At 60.0% G+C, this 24,038-nt stretch carries 22 protein-coding genes; 13 read left to right on the top strand and 9 right to left on the bottom strand.

Annotated features, from left to right (window positions below; all coding sequences use genetic code 11):
- Nucleotides 1-99: 99 nt before the first annotated feature.
- The 3 genes from tkt to RWL87_RS03805 all read right to left on the bottom strand — a co-directional run bounded on the left by tkt (nt 100) and on the right by RWL87_RS03805 (nt 4,919).
- A complete protein-coding gene (gene tkt, locus RWL87_RS03815; RefSeq protein ID WP_313968969.1) occupies nt 100-2,202 on the bottom strand; it encodes a transketolase in 2,103 nt (700 codons plus the stop codon).
- Between the two features lie 651 nt (nt 2,203-2,853).
- On the bottom strand, nt 2,854-3,789 hold the full coding sequence (locus RWL87_RS03810; RefSeq protein ID WP_313968968.1) for an ABC transporter permease: 936 nt from the start codon (nt 3,787-3,789) through the stop codon (nt 2,854-2,856).
- Nucleotides 3,786-4,919: an ABC transporter ATP-binding protein gene (locus tag RWL87_RS03805; RefSeq protein ID WP_070616332.1), complete on the bottom strand. Its 1,134-nt coding sequence runs from the start codon at nt 4,917-4,919 to the stop codon at nt 3,786-3,788. The genes RWL87_RS03810 and RWL87_RS03805 overlap by 4 nt, the downstream gene beginning before the upstream one ends.
- Before the next feature lie 176 nt (nt 4,920-5,095).
- On the opposite strand from RWL87_RS03805, the gene RWL87_RS03800 reads away from it, so the two are divergent.
- The 5 genes from RWL87_RS03800 (at nt 5,096) to RWL87_RS03780 (ending at nt 10,028) form a co-directional block, all read left to right on the top strand.
- Nucleotides 5,096-5,962 carry a metalloregulator ArsR/SmtB family transcription factor gene (locus tag RWL87_RS03800; protein ID WP_294626461.1) on the top strand — a complete coding sequence of 289 codons (867 nt, stop codon included), beginning with the start codon at nt 5,096-5,098 and terminating at the stop codon, nt 5,960-5,962.
- A 187-nt stretch (nt 5,963-6,149) separates the two neighbouring features.
- Nucleotides 6,150-7,607: a Fe-S cluster assembly protein SufB gene (gene sufB, locus RWL87_RS03795; protein ID WP_005506110.1), complete on the top strand. Its 1,458-nt coding sequence runs from the start codon at nt 6,150-6,152 to the stop codon at nt 7,605-7,607.
- Nucleotides 7,607-8,881, top strand: a complete 1,275-nt coding sequence (sufD, locus tag RWL87_RS03790) for a Fe-S cluster assembly protein SufD (RefSeq protein ID WP_313968967.1) — start codon at nt 7,607-7,609, stop codon at nt 8,879-8,881. Before sufB ends, sufD begins: the two co-directional genes overlap by 1 nt.
- Before the next feature lie 19 nt (nt 8,882-8,900).
- Nucleotides 8,901-9,659 (top strand): Fe-S cluster assembly ATPase SufC, encoded by a 759-nt coding sequence (gene sufC / locus RWL87_RS03785; RefSeq protein WP_294631093.1) that lies wholly within the window; start codon nt 8,901-8,903, stop codon nt 9,657-9,659.
- 39 nt (nt 9,660-9,698) lie between these two features.
- Nucleotides 9,699-10,028: a metal-sulfur cluster assembly factor gene (locus RWL87_RS03780; RefSeq protein WP_060824818.1), complete on the top strand. Its 330-nt coding sequence runs from the start codon at nt 9,699-9,701 to the stop codon at nt 10,026-10,028.
- A 96-nt stretch (nt 10,029-10,124) separates the two neighbouring features.
- On the opposite strand, the gene RWL87_RS03775 is transcribed toward RWL87_RS03780, so the two are convergent.
- Nucleotides 10,125-10,625, bottom strand: coding sequence for an HD domain-containing protein (locus tag RWL87_RS03775; protein ID WP_313968966.1), 501 nt, complete (start codon nt 10,623-10,625; stop codon nt 10,125-10,127).
- A gap of 549 nt (nt 10,626-11,174) precedes the next feature.
- Between RWL87_RS03775 and RWL87_RS03770 the strand changes: the two genes are divergently transcribed.
- The gene (locus tag RWL87_RS03770) at nt 11,175-12,029 is read left to right on the top strand and encodes a DUF4253 domain-containing protein (RefSeq protein ID WP_313968965.1); all 855 of its coding nucleotides are present in this window, start codon (nt 11,175-11,177) and stop codon (nt 12,027-12,029) included.
- 132 nt (nt 12,030-12,161) lie between these two features.
- On the opposite strand, the gene RWL87_RS03765 is transcribed toward RWL87_RS03770, so the two are convergent.
- The 3 genes from RWL87_RS03765 to RWL87_RS03755 are packed head-to-tail and all read right to left on the bottom strand — an operon-like array spanning nt 12,162 to nt 14,393.
- A complete protein-coding gene (locus RWL87_RS03765; RefSeq protein ID WP_313968964.1) occupies nt 12,162-12,836 on the bottom strand; it encodes an energy-coupling factor transporter transmembrane protein EcfT in 675 nt (224 codons plus the stop codon).
- Complete coding sequence (locus tag RWL87_RS03760) at nt 12,826-13,719, bottom strand: ABC transporter ATP-binding protein (protein ID WP_313968963.1); 894 nt, start codon at nt 13,717-13,719, stop codon at nt 12,826-12,828. Before RWL87_RS03760 ends, RWL87_RS03765 begins: the two co-directional genes overlap by 11 nt.
- Nucleotides 13,720-13,751: 32 nt before the next feature.
- Complete coding sequence (locus RWL87_RS03755; protein WP_313968962.1) at nt 13,752-14,393, bottom strand: biotin transporter BioY; 642 nt, start codon at nt 14,391-14,393, stop codon at nt 13,752-13,754.
- A gap of 291 nt (nt 14,394-14,684) precedes the next feature.
- On the opposite strand from RWL87_RS03755, the gene abc-f reads away from it, so the two are divergent.
- Nucleotides 14,685-16,283 (top strand): ribosomal protection-like ABC-F family protein, encoded by a 1,599-nt coding sequence (gene abc-f, locus RWL87_RS03750; protein ID WP_049356978.1) that lies wholly within the window; start codon nt 14,685-14,687, stop codon nt 16,281-16,283.
- 798 nt (nt 16,284-17,081) lie between these two features.
- Here the strand turns inward: abc-f and RWL87_RS03745 are convergent.
- Both RWL87_RS03745 and RWL87_RS03740 read right to left on the bottom strand, forming a co-directional pair.
- Nucleotides 17,082-17,810: a metal-dependent hydrolase gene (locus RWL87_RS03745; protein WP_049354628.1), complete on the bottom strand. Its 729-nt coding sequence runs from the start codon at nt 17,808-17,810 to the stop codon at nt 17,082-17,084.
- Nucleotides 17,811-17,996: 186 nt separating this feature from the next.
- Nucleotides 17,997-18,224: a hypothetical protein gene (locus tag RWL87_RS03740; protein WP_049354629.1), complete on the bottom strand. Its 228-nt coding sequence runs from the start codon at nt 18,222-18,224 to the stop codon at nt 17,997-17,999.
- Nucleotides 18,225-18,510: 286 nt separating this feature from the next.
- Here RWL87_RS03740 and RWL87_RS03735 point away from each other — a divergent pair, with 286 nt between their 5' ends.
- The 6 genes from RWL87_RS03735 to RWL87_RS03710 all read left to right on the top strand — a co-directional run bounded on the left by RWL87_RS03735 (nt 18,511) and on the right by RWL87_RS03710 (nt 23,957).
- Nucleotides 18,511-19,227: a beta-ketoacyl-ACP reductase gene (locus tag RWL87_RS03735; protein ID WP_005509097.1), complete on the top strand. Its 717-nt coding sequence runs from the start codon at nt 18,511-18,513 to the stop codon at nt 19,225-19,227.
- 73 nt (nt 19,228-19,300) lie between these two features.
- On the top strand, nt 19,301-20,044 hold the full coding sequence (locus tag RWL87_RS03730) for an SDR family oxidoreductase (RefSeq protein ID WP_049356976.1): 744 nt from the start codon (nt 19,301-19,303) through the stop codon (nt 20,042-20,044).
- Nucleotides 20,045-20,271: 227 nt separating this feature from the next.
- Entirely contained in the window at nt 20,272-21,060 is a 789-nt protein-coding gene (locus RWL87_RS03725) for an ABC transporter ATP-binding protein (protein WP_049327170.1), read from the top strand.
- Entirely contained in the window at nt 21,057-21,935 is an 879-nt protein-coding gene (locus RWL87_RS03720) for an RNA methyltransferase (RefSeq protein ID WP_070629680.1), read from the top strand. The genes RWL87_RS03725 and RWL87_RS03720 overlap by 4 nt, the downstream gene beginning before the upstream one ends.
- Nucleotides 21,936-22,187: 252 nt before the next feature.
- A complete protein-coding gene (locus tag RWL87_RS03715) occupies nt 22,188-22,442 on the top strand; it encodes a type B 50S ribosomal protein L31 (RefSeq protein ID WP_005506069.1) in 255 nt (84 codons plus the stop codon).
- 327 nt (nt 22,443-22,769) lie between these two features.
- Nucleotides 22,770-23,957, top strand: a complete 1,188-nt coding sequence (locus RWL87_RS03710) for an LCP family protein (protein ID WP_313968961.1) — start codon at nt 22,770-22,772, stop codon at nt 23,955-23,957.
- Nucleotides 23,958-24,038: the final 81 nt, after the last annotated feature.

Here is a 24,038-nt window from a genome sequence, read left to right as displayed (position 1 = left end):
CCGGCTGAGCGGTCAGCCGGAGCCTACCCGTTGCGTCCGCACCCCACCCGTACAGGGGGAGCGCAGTGTGCGCGGCAGTTACCGCGGCGTTGTTATTGCCTACTTAGCGGCCTCGATGGATTCCTTAGCGGCCGCCACGACAGCTTCCGCGGTGATACCGAATTCGCGGTACAGGGTCTTCGCATCGGCGGATGCACCGAAGTGCTCGATGGACACGGCGCGGCCAGCGGTGCCGAGCAGGTCGTACCAGCTCATCGCCAGGCCAGCCTCGACGGAGACGCGTGCCGCAACCGAGGAGGGCAGAACCGACTCGCGGTACTCTTCGCTCTGCTCGGCGAACCACTCACGCGAAGGCATGGAAACCACGCGGGCGGCGATGCCCTGCTCTGCGAGGGTTGCGCGAGCCTGAACGGCCAGCTCAACCTCGGAACCGGTAGCGATCAGGATGACGTCCGGGGTGCCCTCGGTGTCAGCCATGATGTAGCCGCCGCGTGCGGTGCCCTCAGCGGAAGCGAACTTCTCACCCTCAGCGTCCGCGTGCACGTCTTCACGAGCCCAGACGGGCAGGTTCTGACGGGAGAGCACGATACCTGCGGGGCGGTCGGACTTCTCCAGGATGGTGCGCCATGCGACGGCGGTTTCGTTTGCGTCCGCGGGGCGAACCACGTCGAAGCCGGGGATAGCGCGCAGGGAGGAGAGGTGCTCGATCGGCTGGTGGGTGGGGCCGTCCTCGCCCACACCGATGGAGTCGTGGGTCCACACGTACAGTGCGGGAACGCCCATCAGCGCGGAGAGGCGAACAGCCGGGCGCTGGTAGTCGGAGAACACGAAGAAGGTGCCCGAGAACGCGCGGGTGGGGGAGGAGAGCACGATGCCGTTGACGATTGCTGCGGCGGCCTGCTCGCGAATACCGAAGTGCAGAACGCGGCCGTAGGGGTTGCCGGTCCAGTCTTCGGTGCTGCGCGATGCGGGGTTGAAGGACTCCGCACCCTTGATGGTGGTCAGGTTCGAGCCAGCGAGGTCAGCGGAGCCGCCCCACAGTTCGGGGAAGGTGTCAGCGATAGCGTTGATGACGGTGCCGGATGCCGCGCGGGTTGCCACGGAGGTGCCAGCCTCGAACACGGGGAAGGCAGCCTTGTAGTCTGCGGGCAGTTCGCCTGCGACGAGGCGCTTGTACAGTTCGGCGCGCTCGGGGTTAGCCTTAGCCCATGCCTCGAACTTCTCGTCCCATGCCTTGTGTGCCGCTGCGCCGCGCTCGACGAGCTGGCGGGTGTGCGCCAGGACGTTCTCCTCGACGAAGAAGCTCTTGGCGGGGTCGAAGCCGAGCAGTTCCTTGGTTGCGGCAACCTCTTCGGCGCCGAGCTTGGAGCCGTGCACTGCGCCGGTGTTCTGCTTGGTGGGGGCGGGGTAGCCGATGATGGTGCGCAGCTCGATGAAGGAGGGCTTGTCGGTGACAGCCTTCGCACGCTCAATAGCGGCGTACAGTTCTGCGACGTCCTCAACGTAGTCGCCGGTGCGGGTCCAGTCCACGCGCTGAACATCCCAGCCGTAGGACTCGTAGCGCTTTGCCACGTCTTCGGTGAAGGCAACGTCGGTGTCTTCCTCAATGGAGATGTGGTTGCGGTCCCAGACGACAATCAGGTTGCCGAGCTCCTGGTGACCTGCGAGCGCGCACGCCTCGGCGGTGACGCCTTCCTGCACGTCACCTTCGGAGGCGATGACGTAGACGTGGTGGTCGAAGGGGGAGGTGCCCGGCGCTGCTTCGGGGTCGAACATACCGCGCATACGGCGCTGTGCGTAGGCGAAGCCAACGGCGGATGCCAGGCCCTGGCCGAGCGGGCCGGTGGTGATTTCTACGCCCTTGGTGTGCTTGTATTCGGGGTGGCCGGGGGTGAGGGCACCCCAGGTGCGCAGGGCTTCTAGGTCCTTCATTTCCAGGCCGTAGCCGCCGAGGAACAGCTGAGTGTACAGGGTGAGGGAGGTGTGGCCGGGGGAGAGGATGAAGCGGTCACGACCTTCCCAGCGGTCGTCGGAGGGATCCTGGTTCATGACCTTCTGGAAGAGCAGGTAGGCGACCGGCGCCAGGCTCATTGCGGTGCCGGGGTGGCCGGATCCGACCTTTTCTACGGCGTCTGCGGCGAGGATACGTGCGGTATCTACGGCGCGCTGGTCGGTTTCTGTCCACTGGAAGTTCTCTGCCACGTGGGTGTCCTTTCACAACGTGAGTGGATGCGCCAGCAGGCTTGTGCTAGCGCGCTGTCCGTCGGGTGTAACGGTTCTCATCAGGCTGTTATTCCCGTGCCGTGTGTGGCTGGGTGCCCGGAGGATGTTTCGACCCTTTCGTTTTAACAGGATAGTTCACGAGGCGGCAGGATCCGGTGTGTGAATGCAGACATTCACAGGGTGATACGGGGCTGAGATGGAGAAAAAGCGACGCTACAACGCGGGCTCCGCGGATTTCGCGGTGCACGTTTGAGCTGTGTTTCTGAGCTATGCGCTGAATATTGTTCAGTAACGTAACAATTTTTGTGTAAGTGGTGAAGCTCATGTTAAGGTTGAGCAGGAAGGTTGCAGACCGAAACAGTGGTTGGGTCGGTCTGCATCTCGGTGATTGAAGCCCCTCCTCCGCGTAAGAACCATTGATTATCTTACTGTGGTGGTGAGATAAAAGGTTCTGGAGGAGGGTGCTTTCTTTTAGTCGCGGACTGCATATTCTATGCGCGTTTGAGGCTAAAGGTTTGTGTTATATGAATGGGCGCCGGATATGGATCGGAACATATCCGGCGCCCGCCTTTTAATCTGCGATTAGAAGAAGCGCTGTCTGCGCTTGCACTGTCTGTATTTGCGCTGCCTCTAGTCGGACCACTTGAACTTGCGCGAGGCAATAAACCCAATGACCACGGTCCACACAATGAGGACCCAGTGCGGGTCGGCAAGCCACTGATGCTGAATGAAGTTGCCGCGCAACGCATCACCCAGAGCCGCCGAGGGCGACCATGCCACAACCCCGGCGTACCAGTCGGGGAAGGACTTCAACGGGAACACCACGCCGCCGGCACCGGCAAGAATCACCCAGGCAATATTCACGATGGCGAGGGTCGCCTCCGCACGTACCGTGCCGGCAATGAGTAGGCCCAGCGCCGTAAACGCGCCGGCACCCATGAGCATCGTGATGATGGAGCGGGAGACGGCGATAGCGTCCGGGCGCCAGCCTAGACCGTAGCCGAGCACCGCAACCAGCGTGAACTGAATTGCCACGACCACCAGCACCGCAATGCACTTGCCCATGATTAGGCCGTTACGGCCCAGGGGAGTGGTCGCCAGGAATCGCAGCACGCCGTAGCGGCGATCAAAACCGGTGGCAATGCCCTGACCGGATAGCGCCGTAGAAATCACGCAGAGCGCCAGAACGCCGGGGACCGCCGCATCCATGCGGGATACACCGACTGAGTTTGCGTACTCATCGATGAGGCCGGTGAACCGCAACGCAATGAGCGCCATGACGGGAAAAATAATGTTGAGCATCAGCTGCTCGCCGTTGCGGAGCATCGCCATCGTCTCGTAGCGGCCCTGCTCAATTACGCGCACGAGCGGGTAGTTCGCGCGCGGGGGAATATATTCTTCATCTTCGTCAATGGAGGAGACCTTGGGGCGAGTGTCTACGGCGGGGCGGGTGTTCGCGGCGCGTTCTTCCATTCGGTTCCCTTCCGCTTGGTTCTCTTCTGCAGGCTTTTCTTTTACTTGGTTTTCTGCCGCCCGGTTATTGTTAGTGCGTGCGGTGTTGCTCATCGGATATCACGTCCTGAAATGTCGAGGAAGACATCCTCAAGAGTCTTCGGTTCCATGGTGAGAGAAATGGGCATGAGGTAGCGCTCGGCGAGAGCGGAGGTGAACGCCGCCAGGTGCTCGGGGCGTAGCGCGCCGACCAGCTCATACGCGCCGGGCACGGAGGGCGCACCGTCACGAGCCGGGGTGTAGGGCACCTTTTCGATGAGCTCCACACCGGCGCGCAGATGCGCGGGCAGCAGCTGCTCACGGGTGGGGGTGGGCGCATCCAGGGTGTACTGCAGGCGGTTCGTACCGTCGCTGGCGATGAGCTCGGAGACGGTGCCTTCCTGAACCGTGGTGCCGTTTTCGATGATGTAGACGTAATCGGCGAGCTTCTGCGCGTCGTCAATCAGGTGCGTGGTGAGCACGATTGCGGTGCCGAGTTCACGCTGTTCACGAATAATGTCGAAGACGACGTTGCGGGATTGCGGGTCCAGACCCGCGGAGGGCTCGTCGAGGAAGAGCACGTCCGGGCGGCCGATGAGGGCTGCGGCGAGGGAGACGCGCTGCTTCTGACCACCCGAGAGGCGGCGAATCGTGGTGCCGTTAAAAGTGTCAATGCCCAGGCGTTCCACGAGCTCTTCGACCGGGTACGGGTCGGTGTACATGGTCGAGATGTGCTCAAGCAACGGAACAGGATGCATGGCGTTGGGCAGGCCGCCGTCCTGGAGCATAATGCCGACCTTGGCGCGTAGCTCCGGGTCCGCCTGCAGCGGGTTTTCGCCGAGGAGGCGCACGGTACCGCGGGTGGGCTTGAGCAGGCCCTGTGCGCAGGCGAGGGTTGTGGTTTTGCCGGCGCCGTTAGCGCCGAGCAGGACGACCACTTCACCGGGGAAGACGCGCAGGTTGACCTTGTTGACGGCGCGGTAGAGCCCGCTGGCGGTGAGCCGTTCGGGGTATTTGGTGCGGAAGGCGCGTGAGGGCTTGAACTCTTTGATGAGGTCTTTAATGCTGAGCGCTGGTTCTTCTGCGATGGTGCGTCGTCGTGCGGTGGGGGAGGCGCTGGGCTCCGTGTGGTGCTCAGTGCGCGCCGTTGGTGCGGCGGATGCACGCCCCGGGTGGTCCTGCTGGCCCGCGGTGGTGGTCTCCATAGACAGTCACTTTCGAGTTTTTCGATGAATGAGCGTGTGTGCACCTTTCATCTTATGCCCTAACTCACGTTTAAGGCACACCCGTTACGACTCAAATGTTCACCTTCAGGTTGAAAAGTTATCAAGTAGGGGTACCTAACTAGCCAAATAAAAAGTAATTAGGACATACTTTATTTGTGTATTCCGTGAACAAGAGCTCTCAGCGCGCCTCAATGAACGAGACGCAGACCCGAAACGGCACCCGAACCGCCGCCTCGGGCTCTACTGGTGCTTCCAGTACAAAGTCCTCCGCGGCACGCACATCCAAGCGCAAAGCCGAGGCAGAAGAACGCACCAGGGATCGCGTTCTCCGCGAAGTTCTCAACAACGGCCCCGTATCCGCAGCAACCCTCGGTGAGCTCCTCAGCCTCACCCCCGCAGCGGTACGCCGCCACCTCGACGCCCTCGAATCCAACAACATGATCGAGGTCGCGCCCATCAAGAAGCACGGCGCCGGAGCCGGACGACCCGCCCGCCGCTACGTGATCGCCCCCCAGGGCCACGAACGCCTCGGCAACGACTACCTCATCATCGCCCGCGACGCCCTACAAATGCTCCGCGACACGGTCGGTCAAGAAGCCCTCGAAGCTTTCGCCTCCGCCCGAGCCGCAGAAATGGAAGCCCGCTACCGACCCGTCGTAGAAGCCGCCGGTGACGATGTGGCAGCCCGAGCACAGGCGCTCGCAGAAGCAATGAGTAAGGACGGTTTTGTAGCGACCGCTCAGGTCACCGCGCCTCCTGCAGGACGAACTGTTCCCGAGCATTTCCTTGCGAGCATTCAGCTGTGCCAGGGCCACTGCCCGGTACGCGACCTCGCCGGCGACTTCCAGGTGTTCTGTGAACAGGAAACCGGGATTATTTCCGACCTGCTCGGCGTTGATGTGCGTAGGCTCTCGACCATGGCTTCGGGTGCTCACGTGTGTACCACGCATGTGCCCCTGAACCGCGTCACCGCCGAGAGCGAGAAGAACGCTGAGGACTCCGCAGAGAAACCTTCCGCGTAAGGCTTACCGCAGTACCCAGCGGCGCACCCCGATGAACCCCAAAGGGTTGCGACCCGCACGCTGAAACCCGCCTACACCACGCACCGCTACGCGTCGTGTTTGAGCGCGGCATCAGCCCCCTAAACTACCGCGCCTGCAACCGGCAGGTGACGGAGAGAAATGTAATAACCATCGAAGAAAGGCCGTAATGACTGAGAAAGTTGGGCAGAACGCCAACGACACCGTCATTTCAGAGATCCTGGAGATGAACCCCGAACTCGAGGGCATTGGCAACTACGAGTACGGTTGGGCAGACTCCGACGAAGCAGGCCAGGTAGCAAAGCGCGGCCTGGACGAGAACGTCGTGCGCGACATCTCTGCAAAGAAGAACGAACCCCAGTGGATGCTGGATATGCGTCTGAAGGCGCTGAAGTTCTTCGAGCGTAAGCCCATGCCCACCTGGGGTGCGGATCTTTCCGAAATCGACTTCGACAACATCAAGTACTTCGTGCGCTCGACCGAGGGTCAGGCGGCTTCTTGGGAGGAACTGCCCGAGGACATCCGCACCACCTACGAGCGTCTGGGCATTCCCGAGGCGGAGCGTAACTCGCTGGTCGCGGGTGTGGCTGCACAGTACGAGTCTGAGGTCGTGTACCACCAGATCCGTGAGGACCTGGAGAAGCAGGGCGTGATCTTCGTCGACACTGACACCGGTCTGCGCGAATACCCCGAACTGTTCAAGGAATACTTCGGCTCCATCATCCCGATTGGTGACAACAAGTTCTCCGCGCTGAACACCGCCGTATGGTCCGGTGGCTCCTTCGTGTACGTTCCCCCGGGAGTTCACGTTGAGATCCCGCTGCAGGCGTACTTCCGCATTAACACCGAGAACATGGGCCAGTTCGAGCGCACCCTGATCATCGCTGACGAGGGCTCCTACGTTCACTACATTGAGGGCTGCACCGCCCCCATCTACAAGTCCGACTCTCTGCACTCCGCAGTGGTTGAGATTGTGCTGAAGAAGAACGCACGCGTTCGCTACACCACCATCCAGAACTGGTCGAACAACGTCTACAACCTGGTGACCAAGCGTGCGGTTGCGCACGAGGGCGCCACCATGGAATGGGTGGACGGCAACATCGGTTCGAAGGTCACCCAGAAGTACCCGGCTGTTTACATGGTCGGTGAGCACGCTAAGGGTGAGACCCTGTCCATCGCATTCGCGGGTGAGGGTCAGCACCAGGACACCGGTTCGAAGATGGTTCACATTGCGCCGAACACCTCCTCGACCATTGTGTCCAAGTCCGTGGCACGTAACGGCGGCCGTAGCGCATACCGTGGCCTGGTTCAGGTTCGTGAGGGCGCTAAGCACTCCAAGTCCTCCGTGGTCTGTGACGCACTGCTGGTGGACACCATCTCCCGCTCCGACACCTACCCCTACGTGGATGTCCGCGAGGACGATGTGACCATGGGTCACGAGGCGACCGTTTCCCGCGTCTCCGAGGACCAGCTGTTCTACCTGATGCAGCGCGGCCTGAGCGAAGAAGAAGCAATGGCGATGATCGTCCGCGGCTTCGTTGAGCCTATCGCACGTGAGCTGCCGATGGAGTACGCACTCGAACTGAACCGCCTGATCGAACTTCAGATGGAAGGATCTGTGGGCTAATGCCGACCAACGAAGAAACCCTGGGTTACCACTCCCCGATCATCCCCGGCATGGACCAGGAGGGCGAGAAGCTCGCCACCGAGTTCGCCCACGATGACACCCTGATGCGCGCCACCGAGGCACACCACCAGGGCTCCAACCCGAACAACGTCCAGAAGGTACTCGAAGCATCCCGTGCAGAGCGTAAGACCTCCTACAACGTGGAGGACTTCGCGCCCCTGACCGGTCGTGAAGAGGACTGGCGCTTCACCCCGCTGAAGCGTCTGGGCGGCCTGCACCTGGAGAAGCTGACCGGCACCGCACCGGCACCGAAGGTGACCGCACCCGAGCAGGTTCAGGTTGAGACCGTCTCCCGCGAGGATGCACGCATCGGCTCCGCAGGTATCCCCGAGGACCGTGTGGCAGCGAACGCGTGGTCCAGCTTCACCGAAGCAACCGTGGTGACCATCCCCGCCGAAGCTGAACTGGCTGAGCACGTGGAAATCGACATCACCGGCACCGGCAACGAGCCTGCCGCGCAGCACATCGTGATTGAGGCTAAGCCCTTCTCGAAGGCTGTCGTGGTTCTGCGCCACACCGGCTCCACCGTCCTGGCACAGAACGTTGAGTTCGTGGTGAACGACGAGGCTGAGCTGAACGTTGTTTCCGTGCAGCAGTGGGCTGACGACGCGATCCACACCTCCGCACACTACGCTAAGCTGGGCCGCAACGCACGCTTCAAGCACGTTGTGGTGTCCCTCGGCGGCGACCTGGTGCGCGTGACCCCCTCCACCAAGTTCACCGCTCCCGGCGCTGAGACTGAAATGTACGGCCTGTACTTCGTAGACGCAGGTCAGCACATTGAGTCCCGCCTGTTCGTGGACCACTCCGTACCCAACTGCAAGTCCCGCGTGACCTACAAGGGTGCGCTGCAGGGTAAGGGTGCGCACTCCGTATGGGTTGGTGACGTTCTGATTGGTAAGGATGCAGAAGGCACCGACACCTACGAGCTGAACCGTAACCTGCTGCTGGAAGTTGGCCCCCGCGCCGACTCCGTGCCGAACCTGGAGATTGAGACCGGCCTGATTGAGGGCGCCGGCCACGCATCCACCACCGGCCAGCTCGATGAGCAGCACCTGTGGTACCTGCAGGCTCGCGGTATTCCGGAGGCTGAGGCACGCCGTCTGGTCGTGCGCGGCTTCCTGAACGAGATCATTCAGCAGATTCGTGTTCCCGAACTTGAAGAGCAGCTCACCGAGGCCCTTGAGGCAGAGCTCGCCCTCAGCAACAACTAAGCTTTACCAGGAGAAATCAATGTCTACTCTTGAAATCAAGGACCTTCACGTCTCGGTTATCCTCGACGACGAAACCACCAAGCCCATCCTGAAGGGCGTTAACCTGACCATCAACTCGGGCGAGATTCACGCCATCATGGGCCCGAACGGTTCCGGTAAGTCCACTCTGGCTTCCACCATTGCTGGCCACCCCAAGTACCAGGTTGATTCCGGTCAGATCCTGCTCGACGGTGAGGACATCACCGAGATGAGCGTGGACGAGCGTGCACGCGCAGGCCTGTTCCTGGCTATGCAGTACCCGGTTGAGATCCCCGGCGTGACCATGTCCAACTTCCTGCGTTCCGCTAAGACCGCTGTGGACGGTCAGGCTCCCTCCCTGCGTACCTGGACCAAGGACGTTAAGGAAGCCATGAAGAACCTGGAGATTGACCCCGCGTTCATCGCACGTAACGTGAACGAGGGCTTCTCCGGCGGTGAGAAGAAGCGCCACGAGATCCTTCAGCTGGAGCTGCTCAAGCCCAAGTTCGGCATCCTGGACGAGACCGACTCCGGTCTGGACGTTGACGCACTGAAGATCGTGTCTGAGGGCGTGAACCGTGCGCACGAGGCAAACGACATGGGCGTCATGCTGATTACCCACTACACCCGCATCCTGCGCTACATCAAGCCGCAGTTCGTGCACGTGTTCGTGGACGGCAAGATGGTTGACCAGGGCGGCCCCGAGCTGGCTGACCGCCTGGAAGAAGAGGGCTACGTAGCTTACGTGGGTAAGAAGTAAGCTTCTTCTCTTACCGGATTCTGACAGAAAGATAGAACTATGACTGAGACTGTGCAGGGTCGTGTTCCTCAGGAAGAGATTGAGGAAGCCCTCAAGGAGGTTATTGACCCGGAGCTCGGCGTCAATATTGTTGACCTCGGTCTGCTCTACGGTCTGCGCTGGGATGAGGATGGAACCCTCATTCTGGATCTGACTCTGACCACTGCTGCGTGCCCGCTGCAGGAGGTTATTGAGGAGCAGGTTCAGGCTAACCTGGATAACCTGGTTGATTCTTGGCGTGTGAACTGGGTTTGGATGCCGCCGTGGGGCCCAGAGCGTATTACTGAGGACGGCCGCGATATGATGCGCGCGCTGGGCTTCAACATCTAAGCTCCTGACTCGCAGATAGAGTGCCCGCCCGGTGCGGAAGGTGTATGCCTTCGGCACCGGGCGGGTATTTTTGTGTCTTTTGGGTTTTGCGCCTACCTAGTCGTTCAGGTGCAGCAGCTTCAGCGAGTGCTCATACTTGATCATGAGGCAGGTACGAGTCGGTTCCTCCAGAAGCGCCAAACGCTGCGGGTCAGTATTATCCGCAATATCGGCAAGCTTCACCAGACGAGCCAAATCATTCACACGCACCCGGCTCAGATACGACTCACGAGACTCACCCGGGCGGCGAGTCAACGCCTCAATCGCATCCACAATACGCGCCGAAAAATGACGCGCCAGATATGCGAGAGAAACGCCGGTATCTTCCACCGTGTCATGCAGCAGCGCCACAATCTGAGCCTCGGTCTTCAGCTCTTCCAAAGACACATCGGGATGAACGGCGGCAGCCATTTCAGAGGCAAGCTTACGCGCCCCAAGAGCCACACGGCGGGGGTGGGAGATGTAGGGCCAGCCGTTACGGTCAGTCTGCCCCTCATGCGCCTTATCAGCAATGCTGTCAGCCAGGCGAATCATCTCTTTGTAGTAGCTATTCGACATGAGAACCTCCATTGGTTAAAACTCTTACGAGTTCACGGCACCCGCCACCGTGCCGGTACGTTGCGCTAAGCCGATACGGAACGGTAGCTGGTACCAACACTCTACGCCAGCTGTGGGGAGGCTGTGGCGTAACTCGCCCAAAATACCCGTAATACGTCAAATATGACGCGCCGAAGAAGAAAATAGGGTGTTTATCCTCAAAAAATGGTGGGTTTGGTACCCGTTCTGCCTCGTATCTGCGGTTGAAGATAGCGCCGCAGGAGGCGCCCATCACCTCCGCGAAAGTGTCTGCCGTACCCTTCGGTACCGCCCGGCGTAACCCGCCCAAAATCTCACATGGTGGCGAAAAATTTCTAACTTTTTCTGGCGAAAACAGGCACGCAAACCGCCCAACACAAAGGCAGTTTAAGCGTGTTTAGCACACACCGATACACACTCATCAAACGAAAAAATCACCCGCCCTGTGTGCCCTCCCAAAACCTCCAGAAACCCGTATTTTTCCGCGAAAATACACGCTAAACTGGGGGCAACCAAACATCGGAGAACACCATGGCAGAGCTCTACGAGCGCTTCGTCGCTTTGTACCCCTACCCACACGAGCGAATCCGCCACGGCGCCCCACGAGCCGAACTTAACCGGCGATACCTCGAACACCTTTACGAGGGCAAGAACCGGGGAACAACCCCCATCGTGGTTGCCCTCGACCCGACCCTGCTCGGGACCATTGAGAATAACGTTTCCCTGCGCACCTCAACGCCCGTGCAGAACATCACCGCCGAAACCATCGAGCGGTACGCACACGACCTCATCACCGACCACCACCATTACCTGGACCAGGTCGGTGTAGAAATCGCCGCGCACGAGGCATTCCGTCACCTGAACGAGAGCGCCTACCTGCAGACCTACCGCCGCCTCATGGAGAACGGCGAACTCGGTGAAGATGACATCGGCACGCCCCTGAAAGCGGAGTACCCCTTCGAGCTGACCGCCGGCATCATCAATGAGAAGGTCAAAGCCACCGACATTGACAGCGCCGCGGAACTGCTGATTATGGACCTGCCACTGCGGGACGCTTCCGGGGTATTTGCCTACCTGCCCTTCGGCGGGTGGGATTCCAGCCCCAGCCCCGAGGCGATGCTGTCCATCGCCCGCTACTGGTTTGAACGCGATGATGCCTACCCGGCTGTTATTGCCTCGGACTTTATCGAGTTCTACACGCCGGTACCGGTCACGACCCGCCGCGACGCAGAGATCCTGGCGGTCGAGCACACGATGGTTTCCTCGGCGATGCCGGTGCGCGTCTACCGCGGCTTCGACAAGCTTGTGGAGGCGCTCTACGGCCAGCACGACTGGTACTTGTGGTGGGAGCAGCTCCCGGCGGCACTAGTTGTCGAGCCGTTCTAAACCGCTTGAATAATGTGAGTTAAAAGGAGGGGCGGGGTGAACCTACATGGTTCGCCCCACCCTTTTGCGTGTCTGCGCCTTTTCGCGTATATATGCAGGTCCGTTCCGGGTTGCGATGCTGTGCTACGTGCGCTATTTCAGCTCGTCCACGTGCCGCGCCCGCAAAGCACGCGCGGTCGCCGTTGCGTAATCAACCGCCTGCACCACCCACGGAATCAGCAGTCGCCAATACATGCGCTTGGGCAGGTTACGCGCCACCGCCGCGCGACGCAACGCACCCCAGCGGTCCATGAGCGCCGGAATCGACCGGACCATCAACGCAATCAGCAGACCCAGTCGCTCGGGCGAAAGACCCACGAAACGCAGCGGCGAACAGAGCCGCACAAAGCCGTCAATCAGAACCGGCAGGGGAGTACTCACCAGCAGAGCGCGGGAAGCGTAGAAAGCCGTCAGCATGGTCGCGATAGCGTCCGCGCCGGAGGCGTACTGCCCCGTGAACACGTAGTAGGCGACCATAATCAGCAGCAGCAGAGACAGCGTGCGGACCACCAGCCACAGCTGGGAGGCGGGCACACCAGCCCATAGAGCGCACAGCGTGGATGCCGCCAAAGCCACCAGCGCCACCTGCCAACCGGTCACTGCCAACAGCAGAAACAGCCCAAAGAAGAGCGTGCCCTTGAACCACAGCGGCGCCCGATGCACCGGCGTGTTCAACGGCTGGTAGAAACCCACCAGCAAAGTACCGGGGTTGAAATCCGAGCCCTGGGAGGCGGGGCGAGGATTCACGCGCGGCGTGTTAGCGCCCATGCGTGCCTCCTGACGAGTCTAGACCTTCGGTAGCATCCTCGTTGGGGAACCCTTCGGCGCACCATACGCGGTACTGCTGTACCAGCTGCGCCGCATCCCCCTGAGCGAGTAGGCGGCCGTCATGAATAATGACAGCTTCATCGCAGGATGCCGCCAAATCCAGGTCGTGCGTGCTGAGCACCAGCATCTGATCCAGCGACTCCAAATGCTTCAGTAGCCGCGCGCGATTACGCAAATCCAGCAGGGTGGTCGGCTCATCCAGCAGAAGAATCTGCGGGCGCGCCGCCAGCACACTGGTGAGCGCGACCAGCTGCTTTTCGCCTCCCGAGAGGGTAAAAACGCTCTGGCCCTCCAGACGTTCGAGGCCGCGCTCGCGGAGCAGTTCACGAATCCGCTCGCGGCGCTGCTCACCGCTGAGGGCACTACCTTCAACGGCTGCGGCACGGCGCAGGCTCAGGTCAATATCTTCGGCAACGGTGGGCATAATCAGCTGCGCCTCCGGCTGGGCGAAGAGCATGCCCACACCCTCAAAAGCGCCCTGAGAACCAGCGTGAGAACCAGCACTCTTCGAGCCGCGGCTCGGCGCCTCCAGGGTGTCTACACCGTTCACGCGCACAATACCCTCATCCGGGTGGGTGAGCCCGTTAAAAAGCCCCAGCAGGGTCGACTTGCCGCTACCATTCAGGCCCAGCACCGCGGTGCGTTTCGCCGTGAAACGCAGGCTCACATCCTTGAGGATACGGCGATGCCCGCCTTCGGGCAGCTCGGTGAAAACACTCACCGATTCAAGCTCAAGAGCGGGCATGCTGGTAGAGGCGCTCACCGCCTGCTCGCCTTGCACCTGCTGCGGTGCATTCTGGCGCGTGGAGCGGCGAAAAAACATAGCTATCCTCTCGTGTGGCACATCGTGTGCCTTTAACGCTGGGTAGAAGCCAGGGACGGGAAGGCGCGGCGTACCGACAGACCAACCAGAACCGCGATCGTGGACTTCACCAGATCCCAGGGAACGAATACCATTGCCGCGCTGAACGCGGCGTCAAAAGTCATGTGGGCGTTCACCATCATACCGGCGATACCGCAGGCGGTCAGAACCACAAAACCGCAGAAGTTCGCGACCAGAGCCATGAGGAAGGTCGCACCAACCGAACGGGTGTTGCGGGTGAACAGGTAGGCGAGGGTACCGGCAATAGCGGCGAAGGGCAGGAAGCCGAGCAGGTAGCCGGCACTCGGGGAGGCGAGCGTACCCAAACCGGCGCCGCCCTTAGCGAAGATGGGCAGGCCAGCGAAACCAACCAGCAGGTACAGCGCCACGGAGGCGGTGGCACGCTTGCCGCCGAGTACCTGAGCGGTGATGTAAATGCCGAGGGTTTGGAAGGTGAAGGGAACCGCAACGCCGCCCAAGCTGACGGCGGGCATGATGGCGAGCGCGGCGATGAAGCCCGCGAACACTGCGATGAGGGAGAGGTCGGTGGCGAGGGAGGTCTTTGCCGCTACGTTACGGCGCGGTGCCTGGGGTGCCTGGGGTTCCTGGGCTGATTCGCGCACGGAATCGGTCATTGGGGTGGTACTCCTTTGATGCGTATTGCTCTGCAGATTTTTCTACAGAGTTGAGGGTGGCGGTGGTTGACTGTTTGTCACAACCCAGTTTTGAACAATGTTCTATGAATGGTGTTCGGTATGTATAGTACACCGCATACCACAAAAACAAAAGGTGCCCCACATGCGCACTCGGCACACCTGCACTAAAATTGATGAGGTGCTCTGCGCGCTCGCCGCCTCTAACCCGGCAAATCCCGCCTACCGAGCACTATCAACCCACACACCAGACCGCCATCCGGAAAGGCACCCATGATTGCTGTACAGAACCTCGAATTGCGTGCAGGCGCGCGCCTGCTCATGGAAGAGGTCACCTTCCGCATCGATAAGGGCGACAAGATTGGTCTGGTGGGCCGCAACGGTGCTGGTAAGACCACTATGACTAAGGTGCTTGCCGGTCTGACCCTGCCCGCTGACGGTACGGTCACCCGCAGCGGCACTATCGGCTACCTTCCGCAGGACCCGAAGGTGGATGACATGAGCCAGCTGGCGCGTGACCGCATCCTTTCGGCGCGTGGCCTGGATGGTGTGGCGCGCAAGATGCGTCAGGCGCAGGACGATATGGCGAGTGAGGACCCGGCGGTGCGCGCTAAGGGTATGCGCCGCTACGACCGTCTTGAGGCTGAGTTCATTGCCGGCGGCGGCTACGCGGCTGAGTCGGAGGCGGCGGTCATCACCTCCAACCTGGACCTGCCGGAGCGTGTGCTCGCCCAGCCGCTGTCTACTCTGTCGGGTGGTCAGCGTCGCCGCGTGGAGCTGGCGCGTATTCTCTTCTCCAATGCGGACACCATGCTGCTGGATGAGCCGACCAACCACCTGGACGCCGATTCGATTCTGTGGCTGCGCGACTTCTTGAAGAACTTCTCAGGTGGCCTGATGGTCATTAGCCACGATGTTGAGCTGATGGAGCTGGTCGTCAACCGCGTCTTCTACCTGGACGCGAACCGCTGCGTGATTGACCAGTACAACATGGGTTGGAAGAACTACCTGACTCAGCGTGAGCAGGATGAGCACCGCCGCAAGCGTGAGCGTGCGAATGCGCAGAAGAAGGCGAATGCTCTGATGGAGCAGGCGAATAAGATGCGCGCGAAGGCGACGAAGGCTGTTGCTGCTCAGCAGATGATTAAGCGTGCTGAGAAGCTTCTGCGCGGCCTGGAGGATGAGCGTCAGAGCGATAAGGTTGCGGCGATTCGCTTCCCGGATCCGGCGCCGTGCGGTAAGACCCCGCTATCTGCGCAGGGCCTGTCGAAGTCCTATGGCTCTCTGGAGATTTTCACGGACGTTGATTTGGCGATTGACCGCGGTTCGCGCGTGGTGGTGCTGGGCCTGAACGGTGCCGGTAAGACCACTCTGCTGCGCATGCTGGCTGGTTCCACCGAGCCTGATACGGGTGAGGTCGTGTACGGTCACGGCGCGAAGCTGGGCTATTTTGCGCAGGAACACGAAATTCTTGATGGTGACCGCACTGTCTTTGAGAACATGAAGTCTGCTGCGCCGGATCTGGATGACACCCGCGTGCGCACGATTTTGGGTTCGTTCCTGTTCTCCGGTGATGACGTGGATAAGCCTGCCGGTGTGCTTTCCGGCGGTGAGAAGACCCGTCTGTCCCTGGCGACCCTGGTGGCGTCGAGCGCGAACGTGCTGCTGCTCGATGAGCCGACCAACAACCTGGACCCCGCCTCGCGTGAGGAGATTCTGAACGCGTTGAAGGCGTACCAGGGCGCTATCGTGATGGTTTCTCACGATGAGGGTGCCGTGGAGGCGCTGGATCCTGAGCGCGTGCTGCTCCTGCCGGATGCGGTGGAGGACCTATGGTCGAAGGATTACCAGGATTTGATTTCGCTGGCGTAAAGCATTATCCGCTGACATAAAAGCCGACATAAAAGTACGGGGGAGGCTCCGGTACCGTGTGGTGCCGGGGCCTCTTTGCGTGTATTGCGCGTTGTTTTATTGTCCGGTGGGTATTGTTTGTGGCGTATTGTCTGGGGTGTATTGTCCAGGGCGTATTTTTGTGTTCTGAAAATGTGTTGCGGAGATATTGTCGGTATTTATCTCGTGAATAGTGCGGAAAAATGTGACCTGACCCGTGGGGTTGTATTGTTTTCTGATCATATGTGGTGTAATTGCGTTCCTGTGCATGGGAACTGTGGGTTCTGACACACGAAACTTGCGGCGTATTTGACGGGAAATAATGTTGCCTTGTGGGTTTTTCTGAGGGAAAGAAAAGCTCTCAGGCGATATTTCAGGGGGTCTGTGTGGGCTTTTCGAATTTTTCATGTGTCTCTACATACATTGTGGGAAAAATGGTAGAAACACAACATGCGTGGGGCGTAGACTTATAACTGTTCCCGCCATTGCGAGGACGCAAATGCGAAACATTAGGGCTCACTACCGATGGTGAGCTAACGCGGGGGAGAAGAGATTCCCGCCCGCTCACGAAGGAGAACTACCAATGCACAACACTGAGTTCGAGAAGTACCCCACCTCCGGTGAAGAGAACGTTGAGGTTGACGTCTTCTGGCCCATCCAGGACGCTTAATCTCTCACCCCGATAGGTCGGGATAAGGATTAGAAAAGCGCCCCGCTGCTTCCGTAGGGAAGTGACGGGGCGCTTTGCTGTCCTCAGTGAGAATTTAGTTATGCGGCACGTTATGCGGCATGAATACCCAGTCCGAACATTTGCAGAGGGTATTCGGTAAAGCCCATCATGGCTGCCGCGTACCAGGCGACGTACCCGGTCAGTGCTAGAACGAGTGCCTTCTCACGTACGCTGCCAGCATCACCCAGAATCGGCAGTGCCATGTAGCCGCTCTTTTTCCATAGGGGGGACGCCACCAGGGGCTTGATGACGATGGGGTAGAGGGGCAGCAGTCCGCGGGTTGTCAGCAGGTCGCCAATCAGGTGAATGGTCGCGCCGACCGAAATAGCCCAGGGGAGCAGTGCCAGCGAATCAGTCGTGTAGGCGGCGTACCCGAGGGCGACGGCACCGATCCATCCACCCGGTGCGCCGAGCACGCGCAATGCCAGACCGCCCGAGAATGCGGCAAGAAGTAGCGAAGCCCAGGGTATTCCGTTGTAGCTCAGGTTGGCGCTGAAATAGGCAATTGCCCAGAAAGCTACCAGACCCAAAATGGAGTGCGTTCCCTTGCGGTGCCCGCCGCTGACTGCCCCGACAATGCGTGCTACCCAGCGTGAAATGGGCGGAATGGAGTTGGCGATACTGCCGTTGTGGTGGTCAATATCCGGCAGCATGCCCGCACCGGCGCACGCCAGGGTGGTCACGATGAGGGTGGGGGTATCGGGAACCTGCACCACTCCCGTCTCGACGAGCACTAGCCAGCCAGCTGCGGCGCTGACGGTGTGCGAATAGCCCATCATGGGGAGGTGCCTCCTTGAATGCGATTGCTCAGCGAGTGTGATTGCCCTGCGAGTGTGGTTGCCTGGGTGTCGGGATGTTCACTCGAACTAATTAGAACAAATATAGCATATATCGAAATTACTTTCGATAAGCGGGGTTATCCCTCAACCAGAGCCACCTCAACCGGCATCACCTCTCAAGTGGCACTACCCCTTAAAGGGCAGAGTCTGCTTCCAGAACTCACGCTCGCGCAGGTAATTCTCCAGCCAACCAACGTGCTCGGAGCACGCCAACCAGATCTTGCGGCGCTCGGGGGTGTGCACCTTCGGGTTGTTCCAGAGCAACTGAAATTCTGCCGCCTGCTGGCAGCCCTTGCGGGAGCACTTGGCGTACTCGGGCTGTGCATCCTGAGAAAGTGAACCGAGCAGATCCATGTCTTCTTATCCTTACTATTGCGCCTCGACGTGCGGTGTTATTCCGTGCCCGCGCGACCGGGCAGAAAAGGGGTGCGGGCTGTTCCGCTTCAGCTAGTGTACGCGCCCGATGAGGCATGCAAAAGAAGGGGAGCGGGTGTTCAGTGTTCAAGAGTGGAGTGTAGCCTGCGGCACCTTTGCGCTAAAACGCGGTAAAATAGGGTTTGTCTGTCCATCCGTCCACACCCCAACCGCGTAGCCGCTGCATCGGCTCTGATCGTGAGGGGTCGACTCATCAAGGAAGCTCATGAGCGAGAACACTCCCAAGACCGTGCTGGTCACCGGCGGCAACCGAGGCATCGGCTACGAAATTGCCAAGGAATTCCAGGCAGCAGGACACAACGTCTGCATCACCTACCGTAGCGGTGAAGCCCCCGAAGAATTTTTCGCCGTCAAGGCAGATGTACGCGATGCCGACAGCATTAACGAAGCATTCAAGGAAATTGAAGCAGAGTTCGGCCCCGTGGAGGTGCTGGTCGCCAACGCAGGTATCACCCGCGACATGCTGCTGATGCGCATGAAGGAATCCGACTTCACCGACGTGGTCGACACCAACCTCACCGGTTCTTTCCGTGTGGTTCAGCGCGCCATCAAGGGCATGCTGAAGCTCAAGCGCGGCCGCATCATCCTGGTTTCCTCCGTGGTGGGTCTGTACGGTTCCCCCGGCCAGGTCAACTACTCCGCATCTAAGGCTGCACTGGTCGGTATGGCACGCTCCATCACCCGTGAGCTGGGCGGCCGTAACATCACCGCTAACGTGGTGGCACCGGGCTTCATTAACACCGCAATGACCGAGGTTCTGCCCGAGGAAACCAAGAAGAACTACCTGGCGTCCATCCCCGCTGGTCGTTTCGCGGAGGCGGAAGAGGTCGCTCGCGTGATTCGCTGGCTCGCATCCGATGAGGCTAGCTACATTTCTGGCGCTGTCATCCCCGTTGATGGCGGCCTGGGCATGGGTCACTAACCCCACCCCGTACGGACTGCACGAAGCGCCCGAACGTGGGCGCACCCTTTCTAGACTTTAAGGACATAAAACTATGGCACAGCTGACCGGCAAGACCATCATCATTACCGGCTCCTCCCGCGGCGTTGGCGCAGACACCGCACAGATTCTCGCCGCTGAGGGCGCGAACATTGTGGTGAACTACCGCTCCAAGGCACCGCGCGCGAACAAGATCGTCAAGGCTATTGAAGAGGCTGGCGGCAAGGCAATTGCAGTGCAGGCTGACGTGACCAACAATGATGACCTGCAGAACCTCGTCAACACCGCCGTGGAGACCTTCGGTTCCCTGGACTACCTGATTCTGAACGCTTCGGGTGGCATGGAAACCGGCATGGGCGAAGACTACGCAATGCGCCTGAACCGTGACGCACAGCTGAACCTGGCACGCCTGGCTGCAGAAAAGATGCCCGAAGGCGCACGCATCGTGTTCGTGACCAGCCACCAGGCGCACTTCATCCGCGAGGTTGAGACCATGGACGAGTACAAGCCCGTCGCAGAGTCCAAGCGCGCAGGCGAAGACGCACTGATTGCCGAGATTCCCGCACTTTCCGAGAAGGGTATCTCCCTGGTCGTCGTGTCCGCTGACATGATTGAAGGCACCGTCACCGCAACCCTGCTGAACCGCCTGCACCCCGGCGCTATTGAGCAGCGCCGCGAGACCGCCGGCAAGCTCTACACCGTCAACGAGTTCGCGCAGGAAATCGCGAAGATGGTCACCGCAGACGTTGAGACCGGCCACGTTGAGCTGGTCGGTGGCGCACGCGGCTTCATCGACTAATAACTTCAGCTGCTATAGGTGCCGTTGCGGATGCGCCCGCCCCTCTGACAAGGTACATTTGATCAGGCGCGCCGCCCCTGACGCGGCGGCACCTATAGCCCATAAGGCTTCGCGCGAGGAACCCAATGTGGGGTACCCGCGCACTATGCGCCAACCGCTCCGATAACCCGGCACGGGTTGCGGGGTGGGGGCGCATCCCATCCATCTAACTCACTGGAAGAAGAACCATGAGCACCGTACTCAACCTTCAGAATGTCTCCGTGATTCGCGGCGGCCGCAAGATTCTCAACGACGTTTCCTGGACTGTGAACGAAGGTGAACGCTGGGTTGTTCTGGGCCCCAACGGCGCCGGTAAGTCCACTCTGCTGTCGGTTGCGGCAGCCCGCCTGCACCCGACCAGCGGCGAGGTTGAAATCCTTGACGAGACCCTCGGCGCTGTTGACGTGTTCGACCTGCGCCCGCGCATTGGTCTGTCCTCCGGTGCTTCGGCAAACCAGATTCCCGCCAACGAGAAGGTTTCCGACGTTGTCGTGACCGCAGCGTACGCTGTGTCCGGCCGCTGGAAGGAAGAATACGACGTCATGGACGACGAGCGCGCCACCGAGCTGCTGGCTGAATGGGGTGTCGACACCCTCGCTGACCGCACCTTCGGCTCCCTCTCCGACGGCGAGCGTAAGCGTGCACTGATTGCCCGCGCCCTCATGACCGACCCCGAACTGCTGCTGCTGGACGAGCCCGGCGCAGGCATGGACATCTCCGGCCGTGAGGACCTGGTCGAGCGTCTGACCGCACTTGCCGCCGACCCCTACGCACCGGCTACCGTGCTCATCACCCACCACCTCGAGGAAATCCCGGCGGGCTTCACCCACGCCCTGCTGGTCCGTGACGGTGGCGTGGTCGCCGCCGGCCCGATCCTGTCCACCATTACCGAGGCGAACCTCGCAGCAACCTACGACATGGACCTGGCTCTGACCGTCACCTCCGCGGGTCGTTACTCCGCGTTCAAGCGCGCATGAGCCGTGCCCCGAAGCAGCTGAGCGCCGAACAGATCGCTGAGCGTGCCGAGCGTGTCTACGCCATCGAGTCGGTCACTGCTCTGGCGCAGGCACCCGAGCAGGCTTTGCGCTACTACACGCAGCTGACCGATGTGAAGCTCCGTAGCGCCATGGAATCGCAGTGGGGTATTTACATTGCGGAGTCTTCCAAAGTGATTCGTCGTGCGCTCGCTGCCGGTCATCAGCCCGTTTCTTTCCTGATGAGTGAGAAGTGGGCTGATGATTTGGCGGATGTTTTGCGCGCCCATCCTGACACTCCCGCGTATGTGGGTAGTGAGGAGCAGCTGGAGCAGGTGACCGGTTTTCATCTGCATCGTGGTGCGTTGGCGGCGATGGCTCGTCCTGCGCCGCAGCTTCTGGAGCAGTTGCTGCAGGGTGCCTCTCGCGTGGCAATCCTGGAAGATATTGTGGACCACACGAATGTGGGAGCTATTTTCCGTTCGGCTGCCGCGCTGAACGTGGATGCTGTACTGGTGACTCCGCGGTGCGCTGATCCGCTGTATCGCCGCTCGATTCGCGTGTCGATGGGTACCGTTTTTCAGGTGCCGTGGGCTCGCCTAGAGTCGTGGCCTGCAGACCTGCAGGCCCTGCACGAGCTGGGCTTTAAGAGCGCAGCGCTCGCACTGGAAGAGGACTCGCTGACCCTGGAGGAGCTGTCTGCCCGCCGGGATGAGAAGCTTGCGCTGATTCTGGGCACGGAGGGGCACGGACTGTCGCCCCGCACCCTGGCTGCGTGTGACGATACGGTGATGATTCCGATGTCGCACGGCGTGGATTCTTTGAATGTTGCGGCGGCGAGTGCCGTGGCGTTCTGGGAGACCCGCCCGCGTTCATAACCTGAGTTCTCACCTGATTCTTAACCCGCGTGAGTGCCTTCTGGGGGTGCCCTTGCGGTGTGCGGGTTGGCGCCTGCGAGGGAACGTACTGGGATTTAATCCGTGAAGGTGGTACCCTTAATGGGTTGTGCGCGCCCTATGCGGGCACAATGGTGATGCGCTCTGAGATTTTCTCGATAGCTGCACATCGAAAAACCTACTCCATCTATATAAGGGCTACTGGCAAAATCCAGTAGCAGAAGAAGGTAATCAATGAAGGCAGAAATCCACCCGGACTACAACCTGGTTCTGTTCCGCGACCTCGCATCCGGCAAGGTCTTCCTGACCCGTTCCACCATGACCTCGGACAAGACCGAGAAGTGGGAAGACGGCAACGAGTACCCGATCGTCGAGGTTGAAATCTCGTCCGAGTCGCACCCGTTCTACACCGGTAAGCAGCGCATCATGGACTCCGCAGGTCGCGTCGAGCGCTTCAACGCACGCTTCGGCAACTTCGGCAAGAAGTAAATCTTCTTTCCAGGTTTTGCTTTTTAGCGAAATCAATGCCCCGTTCTCCTTGGTTTTCAGGGAGGCGGGGCATTGTGCGTTCTGCAAATCATCGCAGAATAGCTCGCGCGAACGTGAGGAAAGTTGTAATGTAAAACCTTTCGTTCACTGGTGCGTAGACTCGCTGACGGCGTTACAATGGGAAAGTATTTTGCGAGCTGTGCATTTTCTGTGCCCTCCAGCACCGCCCCACATCGGCGGGTTATTTTCCGGCTCTCTGCACTCTAGAGACTTCGCTGGATGCGCCGCGCACCTCGCGTATCACCACCTCAAACAAAGGACAACTTAATGAGCGACGCTCACTCTGAACCGTCGCAGAAGAAGAAATGGGTCAAGCGTATTCTGCTGATCCTGCTGATTCTTCTGCTGGTTATTACTCTCGGTATTGGTTTCTTCATCTGGCGTGCTGGCCACACCTGGGATAGCAAGACCGAGAAGTTCGACTCCATCACTAAGGTGGATGAAGACCTCAGCAAAATTAAGGAGCAGCTTGGCGAGGCTAAGAAGCTCAACGTGACGGAGCTGAAGGCTCCGACCGTGACTAACTCGGATACTGGCAAGAACGGCACTAACGCTAACGGCTCCGATGCTGCCGCGGCTCTTGCAGCGAACGCCAGCGAGCACGATAAGGACGGCGACGGTATCCTGGATAACGGCTATAATTACGGCGTTATCAAGGGCCCCGGCAAGAATATCCTGCTGCTCGGTAGCGATACTCGTACCGGCGCTGATGCAGCTCTGGTGAGCGGTTCCCGTGCAGACACCATTATGCTCATGCACATCCCGGCTGACGGCAAGGGCGTGTACATCATCTCGATTATGCGAGATACCTGGGTTGATATTCCCGGATATGGTACGGCTAAGGTGAACGCAGCACTGAACTATGGCGGTGTTTCCCTGCAGGTTGCTACCATCGAGAACTTGGTGGGCGTCAAGATCGACCACGTGGCTGAGATTGAGTTCGAGGGTTTCAAGGCTCTGGTGAACTCTGTTGGTGGCGTGGACGTTCAGGTTCCCTTCAACTTCGACATCAACGCTTGGTCCTTTAAGCAGGGTATGCAGCACATGGACGGCGGCGCGGCACTTGCGTTCGTGCGTGCTCGCTACCAGTTTGCTGACGGTGACTACCAGCGTGTTCGTAACCAGCGTGCGTTCCTGCGCGGTCTGTACAGCACGATGAAGGCTAAGGGTGCGCTGAGCAGTGTGGGTTCGTTCCAGTCTGCTGTTGAGTCCATCGCTGGTTACATGCGTGTGGACTCCGGTCTGGATGCGGCACAGATTGCTCAGATTGCGGCTCCGGTGCTGACCAGTGGTGACACCACGATGCGTATGACCACCCTGCCGAACGCGGGCCCGGGTTGGTCTTACGACGGTCAGTCAATTGTTATCGTGAACCAGGCTGCGAACGCTAACCTGTCCTATGCTTTGCAGCATGACAGCATGGATCAGTTCATGGCGACTTACGGTCAGGACTAAGATATAGCTCCTTGCGGGGGTGAAAGCTTGATTGAGCTTTCACCCCCGCTGGTTTTAATCGGCTCTCCACGCGTAGCTCAC

The organism is uncultured Rothia sp. (genome assembly GCF_963555405.1).
Taxonomy (GTDB): Bacteria; Actinomycetota; Actinomycetes; order Actinomycetales; family Micrococcaceae; genus Rothia.
This window is presented reverse-complemented; position numbering and strand designations above follow the sequence as displayed.

What these genes read in the sequence shown, in the direction of transcription:
- RWL87_RS03810 (WP_313968968.1), bottom strand. Translation starts at nt 3,789, where the DNA reads ATGAGCAACACCGCACGCACTAACAATAACCGGGCGGCAGAAAACCAA.
- RWL87_RS03770 (WP_313968965.1), top strand. Translation starts at nt 11,175, where the DNA reads ATGGCAGAGCTCTACGAGCGCTTCGTCGCTTTGTACCCCTACCCACAC.
- sufB (WP_005506110.1), top strand. Translation starts at nt 6,150, where the DNA reads ATGACTGAGAAAGTTGGGCAGAACGCCAACGACACCGTCATTTCAGAG.
- RWL87_RS03735 (WP_005509097.1), top strand. Translation starts at nt 18,511, where the DNA reads ATGAGCGAGAACACTCCCAAGACCGTGCTGGTCACCGGCGGCAACCGA.
- RWL87_RS03730 (WP_049356976.1), top strand. Translation starts at nt 19,301, where the DNA reads ATGGCACAGCTGACCGGCAAGACCATCATCATTACCGGCTCCTCCCGC.
- RWL87_RS03715 (WP_005506069.1), top strand. Translation starts at nt 22,188, where the DNA reads ATGAAGGCAGAAATCCACCCGGACTACAACCTGGTTCTGTTCCGCGAC.
- RWL87_RS03760 (WP_313968963.1), bottom strand. Translation starts at nt 13,719, where the DNA reads ATGTTTTTTCGCCGCTCCACGCGCCAGAATGCACCGCAGCAGGTGCAA.
- RWL87_RS03805 (WP_070616332.1), bottom strand. Translation starts at nt 4,919, where the DNA reads ATGGAGACCACCACCGCGGGCCAGCAGGACCACCCGGGGCGTGCATCC.
- RWL87_RS03725 (WP_049327170.1), top strand. Translation starts at nt 20,272, where the DNA reads ATGAGCACCGTACTCAACCTTCAGAATGTCTCCGTGATTCGCGGCGGC.
- RWL87_RS03755 (WP_313968962.1), bottom strand. Translation starts at nt 14,393, where the DNA reads ATGACCGATTCCGTGCGCGAATCAGCCCAGGAACCCCAGGCACCCCAG.
- RWL87_RS03780 (WP_060824818.1), top strand. Translation starts at nt 9,699, where the DNA reads ATGACTGAGACTGTGCAGGGTCGTGTTCCTCAGGAAGAGATTGAGGAA.
- abc-f (WP_049356978.1), top strand. Translation starts at nt 14,685, where the DNA reads ATGATTGCTGTACAGAACCTCGAATTGCGTGCAGGCGCGCGCCTGCTC.
- sufC (WP_294631093.1), top strand. Translation starts at nt 8,901, where the DNA reads ATGTCTACTCTTGAAATCAAGGACCTTCACGTCTCGGTTATCCTCGAC.
- RWL87_RS03720 (WP_070629680.1), top strand. Translation starts at nt 21,057, where the DNA reads ATGAGCCGTGCCCCGAAGCAGCTGAGCGCCGAACAGATCGCTGAGCGT.
- sufD (WP_313968967.1), top strand. Translation starts at nt 7,607, where the DNA reads ATGCCGACCAACGAAGAAACCCTGGGTTACCACTCCCCGATCATCCCC.
- RWL87_RS03740 (WP_049354629.1), bottom strand. Translation starts at nt 18,224, where the DNA reads ATGGATCTGCTCGGTTCACTTTCTCAGGATGCACAGCCCGAGTACGCC.
- RWL87_RS03765 (WP_313968964.1), bottom strand. Translation starts at nt 12,836, where the DNA reads ATGGGCGCTAACACGCCGCGCGTGAATCCTCGCCCCGCCTCCCAGGGC.
- RWL87_RS03745 (WP_049354628.1), bottom strand. Translation starts at nt 17,810, where the DNA reads ATGATGGGCTATTCGCACACCGTCAGCGCCGCAGCTGGCTGGCTAGTG.
- RWL87_RS03710 (WP_313968961.1), top strand. Translation starts at nt 22,770, where the DNA reads ATGAGCGACGCTCACTCTGAACCGTCGCAGAAGAAGAAATGGGTCAAG.
- RWL87_RS03775 (WP_313968966.1), bottom strand. Translation starts at nt 10,625, where the DNA reads ATGTCGAATAGCTACTACAAAGAGATGATTCGCCTGGCTGACAGCATT.